Here is a 13,425-nt window from a genome sequence, read left to right as displayed (position 1 = left end):
TTGGTCGGGCTTCGGCTCCCCGGTCCGGTCCGGCTCCGGTCGTGCCCCGGCTCCCGCGCGGCTCGGCCCCGGCCTCGGTCGGGCCCCGGCTCCCCGGTCGGGGCCCGGCTCCCGCGTCGGCTCGACTCAGCCCCGCTCCGGGCTCAGCCCCCGCTCCGGCCCCGGCTCCGCTCGGTCCCGCCCCACTTCCGCCCCGGCGGATGTCCGGGGCGTCTGCTAAGACTGGGGCTGTGAGCAGGGGCGATGAGCAGTCGGAGGCGGGGGAGTCCGGGGCGCCCGAGCAGCTTGCGTTGATCCGGGAGACGGTGCGGGAGCGCAAGGCGCGGCAGCCCCGTGCCAAGCCGCGTACCTGGCGCAACGCGGAGCGGGCCGCGCGGCTGCCCGTCGCCCGTGTGCTCGTCGACAAGGGCATGGTCCATCTCGACCGCTACTTCGACTACGCCGTGCCCGCCGCCATGGACGAGGAGGCACAGCCCGGTGTCCGGGTGCGCGTCCGGTTCGGTGCGGGGGAGCGCGAGGGGCGCCGCGAGGGGGGCGGCCTCGTCAACGGGTTCATCGTCGAGCGGCGGGCCGACACCGACTTCGCCGGGCGGCTGGCGCCCCTCGCGCAGGTCCTCTCGCCCGAGCCGGTGCTCGGCCCGGAGCTGCTCCAGCTGTGCCGCGCGGTGGCCGACCGGTACGCCGGTTCCCTCGCCGACGTCGTCCAGCTCGCGGTGCCGCCGCGCCGCGCCCGTCCCGAACAGCAGCCCTCACCACGGCGGTTGCCCCGGCCGGACATGCCGGAGCCCGGCGGCTGGAGCCGCTATCCGCAGGGCCCGGCCTTTCTGGCCGCGCTCCGGGAGAAGGCCGCGCCCCGTGCGGTGTGGACGGCGCTGCCGGGCCCGCAGGACTGGGCCGTCGAGCTGGCCACCGCGCTGGCGACGGCCCTGGCGGCGGGGCGCGGCGCGCTGGCAGTGCTGCCGGACGGCAAGGCGGCGGCGCGCCTCGACGCGGCGCTGACCGCGCTCGTCGGCGAGGGCCGGCACGTGCTGCTCACCGCCGACGCCGGGCCCGAACCGCGCTACCGCCGCTGGCTCGCCGTCCGCCGTGGCTCGGTCCGCGCGGTCATCGGCACCCGCGCCGCCATGTTCGCCCCCGTGCACCGGCTCGGGCTGGTGGCGATCTGGGAGGACGGCGACGCGGCGCACAGCGAGGAGCGCGCTCCCCAGCCGCATGCGCGCGAGGTGCTGATGCAGCGTGCCGTCACCGAGCAGGCCGCGTTCCTGCTCGGCGCGCACGGCTGCACCGTCGAGGCGGCGCAGCTGGTGGAGTCCGGCTTCGCCAGGCCGCTGACCGCCGAGCGGGAGACGGTGCGGGCGGTGATGCCCCGGGTCCGCACGGCTGCGGAGGGCGACGAGGCGCGCGATCCGGCGGCGCGCAGCGCCCGGCTGCCCAGCCTCGCGTGGCGGACGGCCCGGGACGCGCTGGCGCTGGGGCCGGTCCTGGTGCAGGTGCCGCGCCGCGGCTATGTGCCGCGGCTGGTGTGCGAGCGCTGCCGCGAGCCGGCCCGCTGCCGGCACTGTTCGGGCCCGCTGGAGGCGGGGGCCGAGGGGGCCGCGCTGCGTTGCGGCTGGTGTGCGCGCGAGGTCGTCGACTGGCACTGCGGAATGTGCGGCGGGGGCCGGCTGCGCGGCTCCGTCTTCGGTGCCCGGCGTACGGCGGAGGAGCTGGGCCGGGCCTTCCCGTCGGTCCCGGTGCGCACCTCCGGCGGCGAGCACGTGCTGGAGACGGTGCCGGGCGGCCCCGCGCTGGTGGTGGCGACCCCGGGCGCCGAGCCGGTGCCCGAGGGCGGCGAGGGGTATGCGGCGGCGCTGCTGCTGGACGGCTGGGTGCTGCTCGGCCGGCCCGATCTGCGGGCCGGGGAGGAGGCGTTGCGCCGCTGGCTGGCGGCGGCGTCGCTGGTGCGCGGCCACGAGGCGGGCGGTTCGGTGGTCGTCGTCGCGGAGGAGACGCTGCGTCCGGTGCAGGCGCTGGTGCGCTGGGATCCGGCCGGTCACGCCCTGCGCGAGCTGGCCGACCGGGCCGAGCTGGGCTTTCCGCCGGTCTCCCGGATGGCGGCGGTCACCGGTCCGCCGCAGGCCGTCGCGGGGCTGTTGGAGGCGGCGCGGGAGACGGGGCTGCCGGCCGAGGCGGAGGTGCTCGGTCCGGTTCCGCTGCCGGTGCCTGCCGCGGGGCGGCCGCGCAGGCCGGGCGATCCGCCGCCCGGTGAGCAGTGGGAGCGTGCGCTGGTGCGGGTGCCGCGGGGCAGCGGTGCGGCGCTGGCGTCCGCGTTGAAGACGGCGCAGGTGCGGCGGTTGACGCGGCGCGAGGGCCCGTCGGCGCAGCTGCGGATCGACCCGCTCGACATCGGCTGACGGCCCGCGCCCGTCCGCCGCCCGCGGTGCCAGGAGTCGAGGCACGGACGGTGCCGCCGGGATCGGTCCCGCGCGTTACGGCTCCGAGGGAGGCGCCGTTCGCGCGCGAGGAGCGAGGGCCGTCTTGTGGGGGCGCGTCAGTCCTCGGGCCGTGTCTGTGCCGGTGCGGCGCTCCCGGAGAGGGCGCGCAGAGCGTCGAAGGCCCGGAGGACGTGTGCGTCCAGGCTCTCCGCGGGGTCGTCGATCCAGGCCTGGACCGCTTGGTGGAAGGCGGCCCATCCGGTCACGGCGGCCAGTCCGGCCAGCCGGTCTTCGACCCCTCGTTGCCGCAGCGCGTCCGCCAGGGCGTCGCTGAGTGACGCGGCCTTGGCCAGGTCGCGTTCGCGGAGCGCCGGGGTCGTCGCGATGACGTGCCGCCGTGGTGCGGCGAACGGACGGTTGCGCTCCAGGAGCGGTTCGGCCTTCCGGCAGGCGGCCAGCACCATGTCGAGCGGCTGGAGGCCGTCGGCGGCTTCGGTCACCGCGTGCACCAGTGCGGCGCGCAGGTCGGCTTCGCCGTCGAAGAGCACCTCGCGCTTGTCCGGGAAGTGCCGGAAGAAGGTGCGCTCGTTGACGCCGGCACGGGCGGCGATCCCGGCCGTGGTGGTCCGGTCGAACCCGTGCTCCTGGTACAGCTCCAAAGCTGCCTGCTGAAGGCGGCGACGTGCTTCTGCTCCGCTCCGTGGCATGCCCCGAGGGTACCGCATATGGCAGTCACTGGCGTTTCTTGACGCCAGTGACTGGCGCTACCTAGGCTCGGCGGCCGATGTACGTAGTGCCAGTTACTGGCGTCAAGTGGGGGAGACCTTCATGCATGTTTTCGTCACCGGTGGTTCGGGCCAGACCGGACCCGCGGTCGTCGCCGAACTCATCGCCGCCGGCCACACCGTCACCGGGCTGGCGCGCTCGGATGCCGCGGCCGCCCGGCTGGAGTCGCTGGGTGCGACACCGCACCGAGGCTCACTGGACGACCTCGACAGCCTGCGCAGCGGCGCCGAAGCCGCCGACGGTGTCCTGCACATGGCCTACGGCGGCGACTTCTCGGACCTCGACGACATGATGCGGCGCGACCGGACCGCGATCGCGTCGCTGGGCCGGCCGTTGGAGCACACGGGAAAGCCGTTCGTCGTCACCTCGGGCACCCTGGTCATGCCCGCGGGCCGGGAGAGCACCGAGAAGGACGAGCCCGACGCGGCCGGAATGGCGCCCTTCAGGATCGCGGGCGAGCGAGCCTGCCTGGGCTTCGCCGACCGGGGCGTACGCGCGAGCGTGGTCCGCCTCGCCCCCACCGTCCACGGTCCCGAGGACCACGGCTTCATCCCCATGCTCATCGCCACCGCCCGGAAGACCGGCGTCTCGGCCTACGTCGGAGACGGCGCCAACCGGTGGCCCGCGGTGCACCGGCAGGATGCGGCGGTCCTGTTCCGGCTGGCGCTGGAGAAGGCGCCGGCCGGCAGCGTGCTGCACGGAGCGGCCGAGAGCGGCGTCGCCCTGAAGAGCATCGCTCAGACCATCGCCCGGGGCCTGGGCCTGCCCACGGCCTCGCTCACCCCCGACGAGGCCGCCACGCACTTCGTCAGCCCGTTCATGGCCGCCGCCTACGGCTTCGACGGGCCCGTCTCCAGCTCTCACACCCGGGAGCTGCTCGACTGGTCTCCCACCCACCCGACGCTGCTCGAAGACCTGGAGCACGGCGACTACTTGGCCACGCCCGCTCCCTGAACCCTCTGCGCCGTCCCGGACACCGGCCGCACGCACGACCGCTGCCCGGCACCGGGGAGGGCGCCGGGCAGCGGCACGGACGGGGACGGAGGGCGGAGTCGGCCGGGGAGGACGCCGGGTGGTCGGACGAAGGGGTGCGGAAGGCTCGGTTCAGCCGTTGCGGGGGGCCGGGAGGCTGCCGTGCCGGGGTTCGTGGGGGGCGGCGGTCTGGGCCGGCTGGGCGGGGGCGGGGCGTGCCGCCGGAACGCCGGGCCGGTGGGCGGCGGAGACGGGGCGGGGAACGGCCGGGACGGTCTCCGCGGGGCGTGCCGCGGCGGCCCCGTCGCTCTCGGAGGTGGAGCGGGCCGTGCCGCGGCGGGCGCCGTAGCGGCGGTGCACGGCCTGCTTGGTGACTCCCAGCGCCGAGCCCACGGCGTCCCAGGAGAAGCCCAGGGAGCGGTCGAAGTCGACCGCGGCGGTCACCAACGTCTCGACGCTGTCGCGGAGTTCCTGGGCGAGCCGGACGGTCGGTGCGGGCGCGCGCCCGTAGACGACGAAGCCCGCGGACGGACCGGTGCGCCGCGGGCGGTAGACGTTGCCGAGCTGGGCGGTGAGGGTACGCAGCGCGTCCACCTGCCGGCGGACCCGCTCGATGTCCCGCACCAGGAGGTGCAGGCTTGCCCGTGCCTGGGCGTCGTGGGTTGCGTGGTCGGCCATGAAAAAGCCTCTCGAACCGGCTGAAAAGGGGCTGTTGAGCTGTGCTGAACTCTGCTGAGGAACGGTGCGGAACCAGGGAGGTCGCCGCGCGGAACGGGCGGTGCCTGATTCGGTCAACCTGACTTGACCAACGCACTGATGGGCGCTCTGGTCACGCTGTGGGGGCGCTCGCGCCGCGCTCACAGGGCGCGTTGGGGTCCGCACGCCCCCGAGGTGCGATGCCGTGCGCCGACCGTAAACTGGGCTGTCTTTGCAGCGGTGACGGTCGGCCCGGTGCCGCCCGCCGCAGTCCGTTCCGCACCCGTGTGAGAGGTAGTCCGCCACCGATGAGGCTCGTCTTCGCCGGCACCCCCGAGGTCGCCGTCCCCGCGCTCGACGCCCTGCTCGCCTCCGGCCGGCACGAGATCGCCGCCGTGGTCACCCGGCCCGACGCGCGGGCGGGGCGCGGCCGGCGGCTCGTCCCCAGTCCGGTCGCGCAGCGCGCCGAGGAGGAGGGCATCGAGGTGCTCAAGCCCGCCAAGCCGCGGGACGAGGACTTCCTCGCGCGGCTGCGGGAGATCGCCCCCGACTGCTGTCCCGTCGTCGCCTACGGCGCCCTGCTGCCCCGGGTCGCGCTCGACGTGCCCCGGCACGGCTGGGTCAATCTGCACTTCTCGCTGCTGCCCGCGTGGCGCGGTGCCGCGCCCGTGCAGCACGCGCTGCTCGCCGGTGACGAGGTGACGGGCGCCTCCACCTTCCAGATCGAGGAGGGGCTCGACTCCGGCCCCGTCTACGGCGTCGTCACCGAGGAGGTGCGCACCACGGACACCAGCGGCGATCTGCTCACCCGGCTCGCGTTCGCGGGTGCGGGGTTGCTCGCGGCCACCATGGACGGGATCGAGGACGGCACGCTGCGGCCCGAGCCGCAGAAGGAGGAGGGCGTCTCCCTCGCCCCGAAGATCTCCGTCGAGGACGCCCGGATCGACTGGAGCGCGCCCGCGCTCCGCGTCGACCGGCTCGTCCGCGCCTGCACGCCCGCGCCCGGCGCCTGGACCGTCTTCCGCGACGAGCGGCTCAAGGTCCGCTCGGTCGCGCTCGCCCCGGACGGCGCCGGTGACGGTTCCGAGCCGGGCCCCGGGGAGCTGCTGGTCGGCAAGAACTCCGTGCTGGTCGGCACGGGTTCGCACCCCGTGCGCCTGGAGTGGGTGCAGCCGCAGGGCAAGAAGCCGATGCCGGCGGCCGATTGGGCACGGGGCACCCGGATCGCGGCGGGCGAACGGCTCGGCTGAACCGGCTTGCCGGAGCGCGACGGGACGGTACCGGCGCCCGCACCGGTGGCGGCGACGGCGGGGCACCGGTGGCGGCGACGGCGGCGAGGCCGAGGCGCCGAGGGTGCCGTGGTGGCCGTCGGCCGTGCCGTACGGCGGTGTGCGGGGCGGGCGGGGGGCGGGCGGCGTCGGTGCCGGTGTGTTCGACGTAGGGTGGAGGCGACCCGCGGTTTTCGGGACCCGTCCCGCTTTCGTCTCTTCTTCCCCGTACCTCCGGAGCACCTTTCCTCGTGAGCACCCGGCAACGCCGCCCCGCCAAGCCCTACCGGCGTCCCCGCAAGGACCCCGTGCGCATCCTCGCGTTCGAGGCGCTGCGCGCCGTCGACGAGCGGGACGCGTACGCGAACCTCGTCCTCCCCCCGCTGCTGCGCAAGGCGCGGGAGAAGGGCCCGGAGGCCGGCGGTCTGGACGGGCGGGACGCGGCGCTGGCGACCGAGCTGGTGTACGGCACGCTGCGCCGGCAGGGCACCTACGACGCGATCATCGCGGAGTGCGTGGACCGGCCGCTGCGCGAGGTGGACCCGCCGGTGCTGGACGTGCTCTCGCTCGGCGCGCACCAGCTGCTGGGCACCCGGATCCCCGGGCACGCGGCGGTCAGCTCCACCGTGGAGCTGGCCCGGGTGGTGCTCGGCGACGGGCGGGCGAAGTTCGTCAACGCCGTGCTGCGCAGGATCACGGCGCACGATCTGGACGGCTGGCTGGACATCGTCGCGCCGCCCTACGACGACGACCCCGAGGAGCATCTGGCCCTGCGCCACGCGCACCCGCGCTGGATCGTCTCGGCGCTGTGGGACGCGCTCGGCCCGGCGGGCAACAGCCGGGCCGGGATCGAGGCGCTGCTCGCGGCGGACAACGAGCGGCCCGAGGTCACCCTGGTCGCCCGCCCGGGCCGGGCCACGGTCGAGGAGCTGCTGACCGGTGAGGCGGAGCCGGGACGCTGGTCGCCCTACGCGGTCCGGCTGGCCGAGGGCGGCGACCCGGGCGCGCTGGACGCGGTGCGCGAGGGCCGCGCCGGTGTGCAGGACGAGGGCAGCCAGCTCGTCGCGCTGGCCCTGGCGAACGTGCCGCTGGAGGGCCCCGACTCCCGCTGGCTGGACGCCTGTGCGGGGCCCGGAGGCAAGGCCGCGCTGCTCGGCGCGCTGGCGGCGGGGCGCGGGGCCACGCTGCTCGCGGCGGAGAAGCAGCAGCACAGGGCGCGGCTCGTGGCCCGCTCGCTGGCGGGGAACCCGGGCCCGTACGCCGTGGTCACCGCGGACGGCACCCGCCCGGCCTGGGCGCCGGGCACCTTCGACCGGGTGCTGGTCGATGTGCCGTGCACCGGGCTGGGGGCGCTGCGCCGCCGGCCCGAGGCGCGCTGGCGGCGCACCCCCGAGGACGTGCCCGGGTTCGCGCCGTTGCAGCGCGGACTGCTGCGCGAGGCGCTGGCCGCCGTGCGCGTGGGCGGGGTCGTCGGCTATGTGACGTGCTCGCCGCATCCGGCGGAGACCCGCGCCGTCGTCGACGACGTGCTGGGCGAGGGCGCGAAGGGCGGCCCGGCGGCCGAGCGGATCGACGCGCGTGAGCAGGTGCCGCCGCTGCCCGGGCTGGGCGACGGGCCGGACGTCCAGCTGTGGCCGCATCTGCACGGCACTGACGCGATGTATCTGGCGCTGCTGCGCCGTACCGCCTGAGCAACGGGCAACGGGCAACGGACGACGGGCGACGAGCAACGGAGAGCGGGCCACGGGCAGCGGACAACCGGCAACTCGCCCCGCACACACGGAGCACCGGACACCGACGGAATACTGGGAGCCATGGCAGCACAGATCAACCCGAGCATCCTGTCCGCCGACTTCGCCCGCCTCGCCCAGGAGGCGCGGGCCGTCGAAGGCGCCGACTGGCTGCATGTCGACGTCATGGACAACCACTTCGTCCCGAACCTCACGCTCGGAGCGCCCGTCGTCGAGGCGCTGCGCAAGGCGACGGACACCCCGCTGGACTGCCACCTCATGATCGAGGAGCCGGACCGCTGGGCCCCGCAGTACGTCGAGGCCGGCGCCGGCTCGGTCACCTTCCACGCCGAGGCGGCCGCCGCGCCGGTGCGCCTCGCGCGGGAGATCCGGGCCCAGGGCGCGCGTGCCTCCATGGCGCTCAAGCCCGCCACCCCGATCGAGCCGTACGAGGATCTCCTGCCCGAGCTGGACATGTTGCTCGTGATGACGGTGGAACCGGGCTTCGGCGGGCAGGCGTTCCTGGACATCATGCTGCCGAAGATCCGCAGGACCCGGCAGTTGATCGACAAGCACGGGCTCCAGATGTGGCTCCAGGTCGACGGCGGCGTCTCGGCGTCCACCATCGAGCGCTGCGCCGAGGCGGGCGCCGATGTGTTCGTGGCCGGTTCGGCCGTCTACGGCGCGGACGATCCGGCGGCCGCGGTCCGCGGGCTGCGGCAGCAGGCGGAGTCGGCCGGTGCGGCGCACCACGGCTGCGCCGGCTGAGACACCGGGGGCGGCCCTTCGGGGGCGTTCCCAGGGGGACGACCGCGGCCGGTGACGCGTGGGCACGCACGGTGGCGCCCGCGCGTTACGGGCCGGGGTACGGCAGCTGAAGTCGGCGGGTGAGCCCGGACCGCGGCCGCGGGGGATCTGCAAGGATGAACGCGCAGCGCAAGAGCGCTTACGGCGCGGATACGGCAAGACAGTGAGGTGAGTGCGGTGTCGTCGGGGCGAGTCACGCGTATGGGACCCGCCGAACTCATGCAGGCGGCGGCGATGGCCCGCCGCTTCTATCTGGAGGGCAAGTCCAAGATCCAGATTGCCGACGAGTTCGGGGTCAGCCGGTTCAAGGTGGCCCGGGTGCTGGAGACCGCCCTCGAACGTGATCTGGTGCGGATCGAGATCCGGGTGCCGGCCGAGCTGGACGCGGAGCGCTCCGACGCGCTGCGGGCCCGGTTCGGGCTGCGGCACGTGGTCGTCGTCGAGTCGCCCACCGAGGCGGTGGACGACGCGGCCGACCCGGAGAACCTGGGCGAGGTGGCAGCCGATCTGCTCGGCGAGCTGGTCACCGACGGGGACGTGCTGGGCCTGGCCTGGGGGCGTTCGACGATCCACATGGCCGCGGCCCTGCGGCAGTTGCCGCCGTGCACGGTCGTCCAGCTGACCGGGGTGTACGACGCCGGCACCGCCGACCGCGGCTCCGTCGAGGCGGTGCGCCGCGCGGCCGAGGTCGCCGGGGGAGAGGCGCACCCGATCTACGCGCCCATGCTGCTGCCCGACAGCGCCACCGCCGCCGCACTGCGCCACCAGACGGGGATCGCCCGCGCCTTCGAGTACTTCGACAAGGTCACCGTGGCGGCCGTCTCGATCGGCTCCTGGGAGCCGGGGATCTCCACCGTCTACGACATGCTCAGCGCCGAGGAGCGCGACCACTACTCCTCGCTGGGCGCGGCGGCGGAGATGTCCGCGCACCTCTTCGACGCCCGGGGCCGGCGCATCGGCCGGGATCTGGGGGAGCGCTGCATCACCGTCGAGGCGGAGCGGCTGCGCCGTATTCCGGAGGTCGTCGCCATAGCGGGCGGCCACCGCAAGGCCGCCGCGATCGGTGCCGTGCTGCGCTCCGGACTGGTCACCAGCCTGGTGACGGACACCGCGGCAGCGGATTGGCTGCTGAACGAGGAAGAACCGGGGCCCCGTCCGGCGTTGGAGAGGACGGACCCCGACAGTGCCGACGGCCCCGGCGGTACGGGCCGGTCCGAACGCGCCGACGGCTCCGTGTAGCCGGGGCAGTTCGCGCCGCGCCCTCACACACGAAGGGTCCGTGCGAGCTGACTGGGAGCCGTCATGCGCATGACGTTACGATCTGTCCGGGTCCCGGCCGAAGGACGGCCGGTCCGTTACGTGTCCGAGGAGGGCAGGGCAGCACGCCATGACGACCAAGAGCACCAAGCTGCCGGGGCTGGGCAAGCAGTACGAGATCTCCACCCGGGCCGGCCGGCACATCTCCGTCGTCGCACATCAGGACGGCCGGCGCTTCCTCGGGTTCTACAAGGAGGAGGACCCGGACGCCTGTGAGGCGACGGTGCCGCTCGACCGGGACGAGGCCGAGTCGCTGGCGGAGATCCTCGCCCCCGGCGAGGCGCCCCGGCTGGGCACCTGCGAGATGGAGATCGACCTGGTCACCGTCCGTATCCCGCTGTCGGGGCAGTCCCCCTACAGCGGGCTTCCGCTGGGAGACACCAAGGCGCGCACGCGCACCGGTGCCTCCATCGTCGCCGTCCTGCGCCGGACGGGGGCGGTGCCGTCACCGACCCCCGACTTCCGCCTGGAGGCGGGCGACACCCTCGTCGCCGTCGGCACCCGGGAGGGTGTGGATGAACTGACCCGGATCCTCGCCGGCATCTGACCCCTCGGGGGAGATGACCGGCGGGCCCGGACCAACAGAAAGGCCATACGTGCACGACACCACCGTCCTGTTGATCGAACTCGGCGCCGTCGTCCTGGGCCTGGGCCTCGTCGGCCGGTTCGCCGGCCGTATCGGGCTCTCGCCCATCCCGCTCTACCTGCTGGGCGGGCTGGCGTTCGGCCAAGGCGGGCTCTTCCCCTTGACCGCGAGCGAGGAGTTCATCGAGGTCGGTGCGGAGATCGGGGTCATCCTGCTCCTGTTGCTGCTCGGCCTGGAATACAGCGCATCCGAGCTGGTCACGAGCCTGAAGACGCAGTACCCCTCGGGGCTGGTCGACTTCGCGCTCAACGCCGTGCCGGGCGCGCTGGCCGCGCTGTTGATGGGCTGGGGTCCGGTGGCGGCGGTGGGTCTCGCCGGTGTCACCTGGATCTCCTCGTCCGGGGTGATCGCCAAGGTGCTCACCGATCTGGGCCGGCTCGGCAACCGCGAGACGCCGGTCATCCTCGGGGTGCTCGTCATCGAGGACCTCTCGATGGCCGTCTATCTGCCGCTGCTGACCGCGCTGGTGGCCGGGCTGGGGCTGGCCGGTACGAGCGTGGCGATGCTCATCGCCGTCGGCACGGTCGGGCTCGTGCTGGTGATCGCGCTGCGGTACGGCAAGTTCATCAGCCGGATGGTCAGCTCGGACATCCCCGAGATGCTGCTGCTCGTCGTCCTCGGGCTGACGCTGCTGATCGCGGGCATCGCGGCGAAGCTCCAGGTGTCCGCCGCCGTGGGCGCGTTCCTGGTGGGCATCGCGCTGTCCGGGGAGACGGCCGAGAACGCGCGCAGCCTGCTCAGCCCGCTGCGGGATCTGTTCGCCGCCGTCTTCTTCGTCTTCTTCGGGCTGAGCACGGTGCCCTCCCAGATCCCGCCGGTGCTGCTGCCCGCGCTGATCCTGGCGGTCGTCACCTCCGTCACGAAGATCATCACCGGCTGGTACGCGGCGCGCCGTGCCGGAGTGGGCAGCCGGGGCGGGCTGCGGGCCGGCGGGGCGCTGGTGGCGCGGGGCGAGTTCTCCATCGTCATCGCCGGTCTCGCCGCGGGCGTCGACGACCGGCTGACCCCGCTGGCCACCGCCTATGTGATGATCCTGGTCGTGCTCGGGCCGCTGACGGCGCGTTGGACGGAGCCGGTGGTGCGCCGGGTCAAGCAGTTCGCGGACAACCGCTCCGGTGGCTCCGGCGGTTCCGGTGGCGCGAAGCCGGCGGACGCGGCGGTGCCCGCGCCGGCCGAGGCCGCCGAGGCGGCGGGCACGGCACAGCCGTAACCCTCTGTTTTCTCCCGCGTGCAGGGGGTCTTGCGCCGGGCGGGCGCCGCCCTCGACAGTTGGCGCGAGCCGCGCCGGCCGGTGCGGTCTGCCGCAGGCGGTGGGGGTGGCCATGGAGCACGCGGTCGTACTGGGTGCCGGGGTGAGCGGGCTGTGTGCCGCACGCGGACTGGCCGGGCACGCGCGGCGGATCACGATCGTCGAGCGCGACGTGCTGGACGACAGCGGCGGCCATCGCGGTCCGGCGCTGCCACGGCGCGGGGTTCCGCAGGGCCGGCACGTCCATGCGCTGCTCGGCACCGGCAGCATGGCGCTGGAGCGGCTCTTCCCCGGGCTGGCCGAGGAGCTGGTGCGGGCCGGCGCGGTGCGTTCGCAGCTGCTCTCGCAGGCCCGCTACGTCCTCGGCGGCGCACCGCTGGCCCGGGGCGAGACGGGCGTGGTCGCGCTCCAGGCCACCCGGCCGCTGCTGGAGTCCGTGCTGCGCCGCCGGGTGCGGGCGCTCGACAACGTCGACTTCCTGGACGGGCACGATGTGCTCGGCCCCGTCTTCCAGGACGGGCGCGTCACCGGCGCGCGGGTGCAGCCGCGCACGGACGGGCCCGCCGGTGCGCCGGGCGGCGCGGAGCCGGGCACGGAGCGCGCCGGGCAGGAGTCGGGCGCCGGGGGCGCGGGGGAGCCGGTGACGCTCTCCGCCTCGCTGGTCGTCGACGCGACCGGGCGCGCGGGGCGCTCGTCCACCTGGCTCGCCGCGGCCGGGTTCACGCCGCCCGAGGAGGAGCGGACGCGGATCGACGTCGGCTACGCCACCCGCTTCCTGCGGCTGCCCGAGGGCGCTCTCGACGGCGACCGGACGGTCCTGAGTGGCAGCGTTCCCGGCCGTCCCGGCCGTGGCTGCGGCCTGTTCCTCCAGGAGGAGGGCCGCTGGATCCTGACGGTCGCGGGCATGGCGGGCGATCATCCGTCCACCGACGAGCCCGGCTTCGCCGCCTTCGCCGACTCGGTGCTGCCCGCCGATGTGGCCGCGGTCGTGCGGGCGGCCGAGCCGCTGAGCGAGCCCGTGCTGCACCGCTTCCCGTACAGCGTGTGGCGCCGGTTCGAGCGGCTGGAGCGGCTGCCGGACGGGCTGCTGGCCATCGGGGACGCGGTGTGCAGCTTCAATCCCGTCTACGGGCAGGGCATGACGGTGGCGGCGCTGGAGGCCGAGGCGCTGGAGAGCTGTCTGCGCTCGGGGCTTCCCGGGCTGCCGCGCCGGTACTTCGCGCGGGCGGCGCGGGCCGTCGCGCCCGCCTGGGAGCTGGCCCGTGCCGCGGATCTCGCCGTGCCGGAGGTGCCCGGGCGCAGGCCGCCACTGAGCGGGGTCACCGGGCGCTATCTCGACCGTGTGCTGACCGCTGCCCACCGGGACCCGGGGCTGGCGGCGCTGTACGTCCGGGTGGTCAGCATGCTCACCCCGCGCAGCCGGCTGGTGCATCCCCGGGTGCTCCGGCGGGTGCTGCGTGCGGGGCGGGGCGTGCGGGGCTGAGCTGCCGCGGGCCGGGCGGTACGTGCGGCCGGTGCGGGCGGGGCGGGGCAGGTGGCC

Annotated in this window: 11 protein-coding genes; 9 read left to right on the top strand and 2 right to left on the bottom strand. The window is 75.2% G+C overall.

Going from position 1 to position 13,425, the window contains the following annotated elements:
• Nucleotides 1-200: 200 nt before the first annotated feature.
• The gene (locus SCA03_RS16570; RefSeq protein ID WP_078872769.1) at nt 201-2,393 is read left to right on the top strand and encodes a primosomal protein N'; all 2,193 of its coding nucleotides are present in this window, start codon (nt 201-203) and stop codon (nt 2,391-2,393) included.
• A gap of 137 nt (nt 2,394-2,530) precedes the next feature.
• Here SCA03_RS16570 and SCA03_RS16565 read toward each other — a convergent pair whose 3' ends face one another.
• The gene (locus SCA03_RS16565) at nt 2,531-3,121 is read right to left on the bottom strand and encodes a TetR family transcriptional regulator (protein ID WP_086818066.1); all 591 of its coding nucleotides are present in this window, start codon (nt 3,119-3,121) and stop codon (nt 2,531-2,533) included.
• 121 nt (nt 3,122-3,242) lie between these two features.
• On the opposite strand from SCA03_RS16565, the gene SCA03_RS16560 reads away from it, so the two are divergent.
• Nucleotides 3,243-4,154 (top strand): SDR family oxidoreductase, encoded by a 912-nt coding sequence (locus SCA03_RS16560; RefSeq protein ID WP_030875720.1) that lies wholly within the window; start codon nt 3,243-3,245, stop codon nt 4,152-4,154.
• A gap of 150 nt (nt 4,155-4,304) precedes the next feature.
• Here SCA03_RS16560 and SCA03_RS16555 read toward each other — a convergent pair whose 3' ends face one another.
• A complete protein-coding gene (locus SCA03_RS16555; RefSeq protein ID WP_030875724.1) occupies nt 4,305-4,850 on the bottom strand; it encodes a hypothetical protein in 546 nt (181 codons plus the stop codon).
• A gap of 326 nt (nt 4,851-5,176) precedes the next feature.
• Here SCA03_RS16555 and fmt point away from each other — a divergent pair, with 326 nt between their 5' ends.
• From fmt to SCA03_RS16520, 7 genes are all read left to right on the top strand, one after another.
• Nucleotides 5,177-6,118: a methionyl-tRNA formyltransferase gene (gene fmt, locus SCA03_RS16550; RefSeq protein WP_030875727.1), complete on the top strand. Its 942-nt coding sequence runs from the start codon at nt 5,177-5,179 to the stop codon at nt 6,116-6,118.
• A 269-nt stretch (nt 6,119-6,387) separates the two neighbouring features.
• On the top strand, nt 6,388-7,827 hold the full coding sequence (locus SCA03_RS16545; protein ID WP_030875730.1) for an RsmB/NOP family class I SAM-dependent RNA methyltransferase: 1,440 nt from the start codon (nt 6,388-6,390) through the stop codon (nt 7,825-7,827).
• Nucleotides 7,828-7,950: 123 nt separating this feature from the next.
• Complete coding sequence (gene rpe / locus SCA03_RS16540; RefSeq protein ID WP_030875732.1) at nt 7,951-8,634, top strand: ribulose-phosphate 3-epimerase; 684 nt, start codon at nt 7,951-7,953, stop codon at nt 8,632-8,634.
• 240 nt (nt 8,635-8,874) lie between these two features.
• Nucleotides 8,875-9,912 carry a sugar-binding transcriptional regulator gene (locus tag SCA03_RS16535; protein WP_051855705.1) on the top strand — a complete coding sequence of 346 codons (1,038 nt, stop codon included), beginning with the start codon at nt 8,875-8,877 and terminating at the stop codon, nt 9,910-9,912.
• A 148-nt stretch (nt 9,913-10,060) separates the two neighbouring features.
• Entirely contained in the window at nt 10,061-10,537 is a 477-nt protein-coding gene (locus tag SCA03_RS16530; RefSeq protein ID WP_030875735.1) for a cation:proton antiporter regulatory subunit, read from the top strand.
• 49 nt (nt 10,538-10,586) lie between these two features.
• On the top strand, nt 10,587-11,846 hold the full coding sequence (locus SCA03_RS16525) for a cation:proton antiporter (RefSeq protein ID WP_086817606.1): 1,260 nt from the start codon (nt 10,587-10,589) through the stop codon (nt 11,844-11,846).
• A 112-nt stretch (nt 11,847-11,958) separates the two neighbouring features.
• Entirely contained in the window at nt 11,959-13,368 is a 1,410-nt protein-coding gene (locus SCA03_RS16520) for an NAD(P)/FAD-dependent oxidoreductase (RefSeq protein ID WP_086817604.1), read from the top strand.
• The last annotated feature ends 57 nt before the right edge of the window (nt 13,369-13,425 follow it).

The sequence above is a fragment of the Streptomyces cacaoi genome (genome assembly GCF_006539165.1).
GTDB classification, from domain to species: domain Bacteria; phylum Actinomycetota; class Actinomycetes; order Streptomycetales; family Streptomycetaceae; genus Streptomyces; species Streptomyces cacaoi.
The sequence above is the reverse complement of the archived record's forward strand: the minus strand, read 5'-3'. Positions and strand labels throughout refer to the sequence as shown.

Excerpts from the sequence above, each read along its gene's own strand:
- SCA03_RS16570 (WP_078872769.1), top strand. The coding sequence starts at position 201 with ATGTCCGGGGCGTCTGCTAAGACTGGGGCTGTGAGCAGGGGCGATGAG.
- SCA03_RS16565 (WP_086818066.1), bottom strand. The coding sequence starts at position 3,121 with ATGCCACGGAGCGGAGCAGAAGCACGTCGCCGCCTTCAGCAGGCAGCT.
- SCA03_RS16560 (WP_030875720.1), top strand. The coding sequence starts at position 3,243 with ATGCATGTTTTCGTCACCGGTGGTTCGGGCCAGACCGGACCCGCGGTC.
- SCA03_RS16555 (WP_030875724.1), bottom strand. The coding sequence starts at position 4,850 with ATGGCCGACCACGCAACCCACGACGCCCAGGCACGGGCAAGCCTGCAC.
- fmt (WP_030875727.1), top strand. The coding sequence starts at position 5,177 with ATGAGGCTCGTCTTCGCCGGCACCCCCGAGGTCGCCGTCCCCGCGCTC.
- rpe (WP_030875732.1), top strand. The coding sequence starts at position 7,951 with ATGGCAGCACAGATCAACCCGAGCATCCTGTCCGCCGACTTCGCCCGC.
- SCA03_RS16535 (WP_051855705.1), top strand. The coding sequence starts at position 8,875 with ATGGGACCCGCCGAACTCATGCAGGCGGCGGCGATGGCCCGCCGCTTC.
- SCA03_RS16530 (WP_030875735.1), top strand. The coding sequence starts at position 10,061 with ATGACGACCAAGAGCACCAAGCTGCCGGGGCTGGGCAAGCAGTACGAG.
- SCA03_RS16520 (WP_086817604.1), top strand. The coding sequence starts at position 11,959 with ATGGAGCACGCGGTCGTACTGGGTGCCGGGGTGAGCGGGCTGTGTGCC.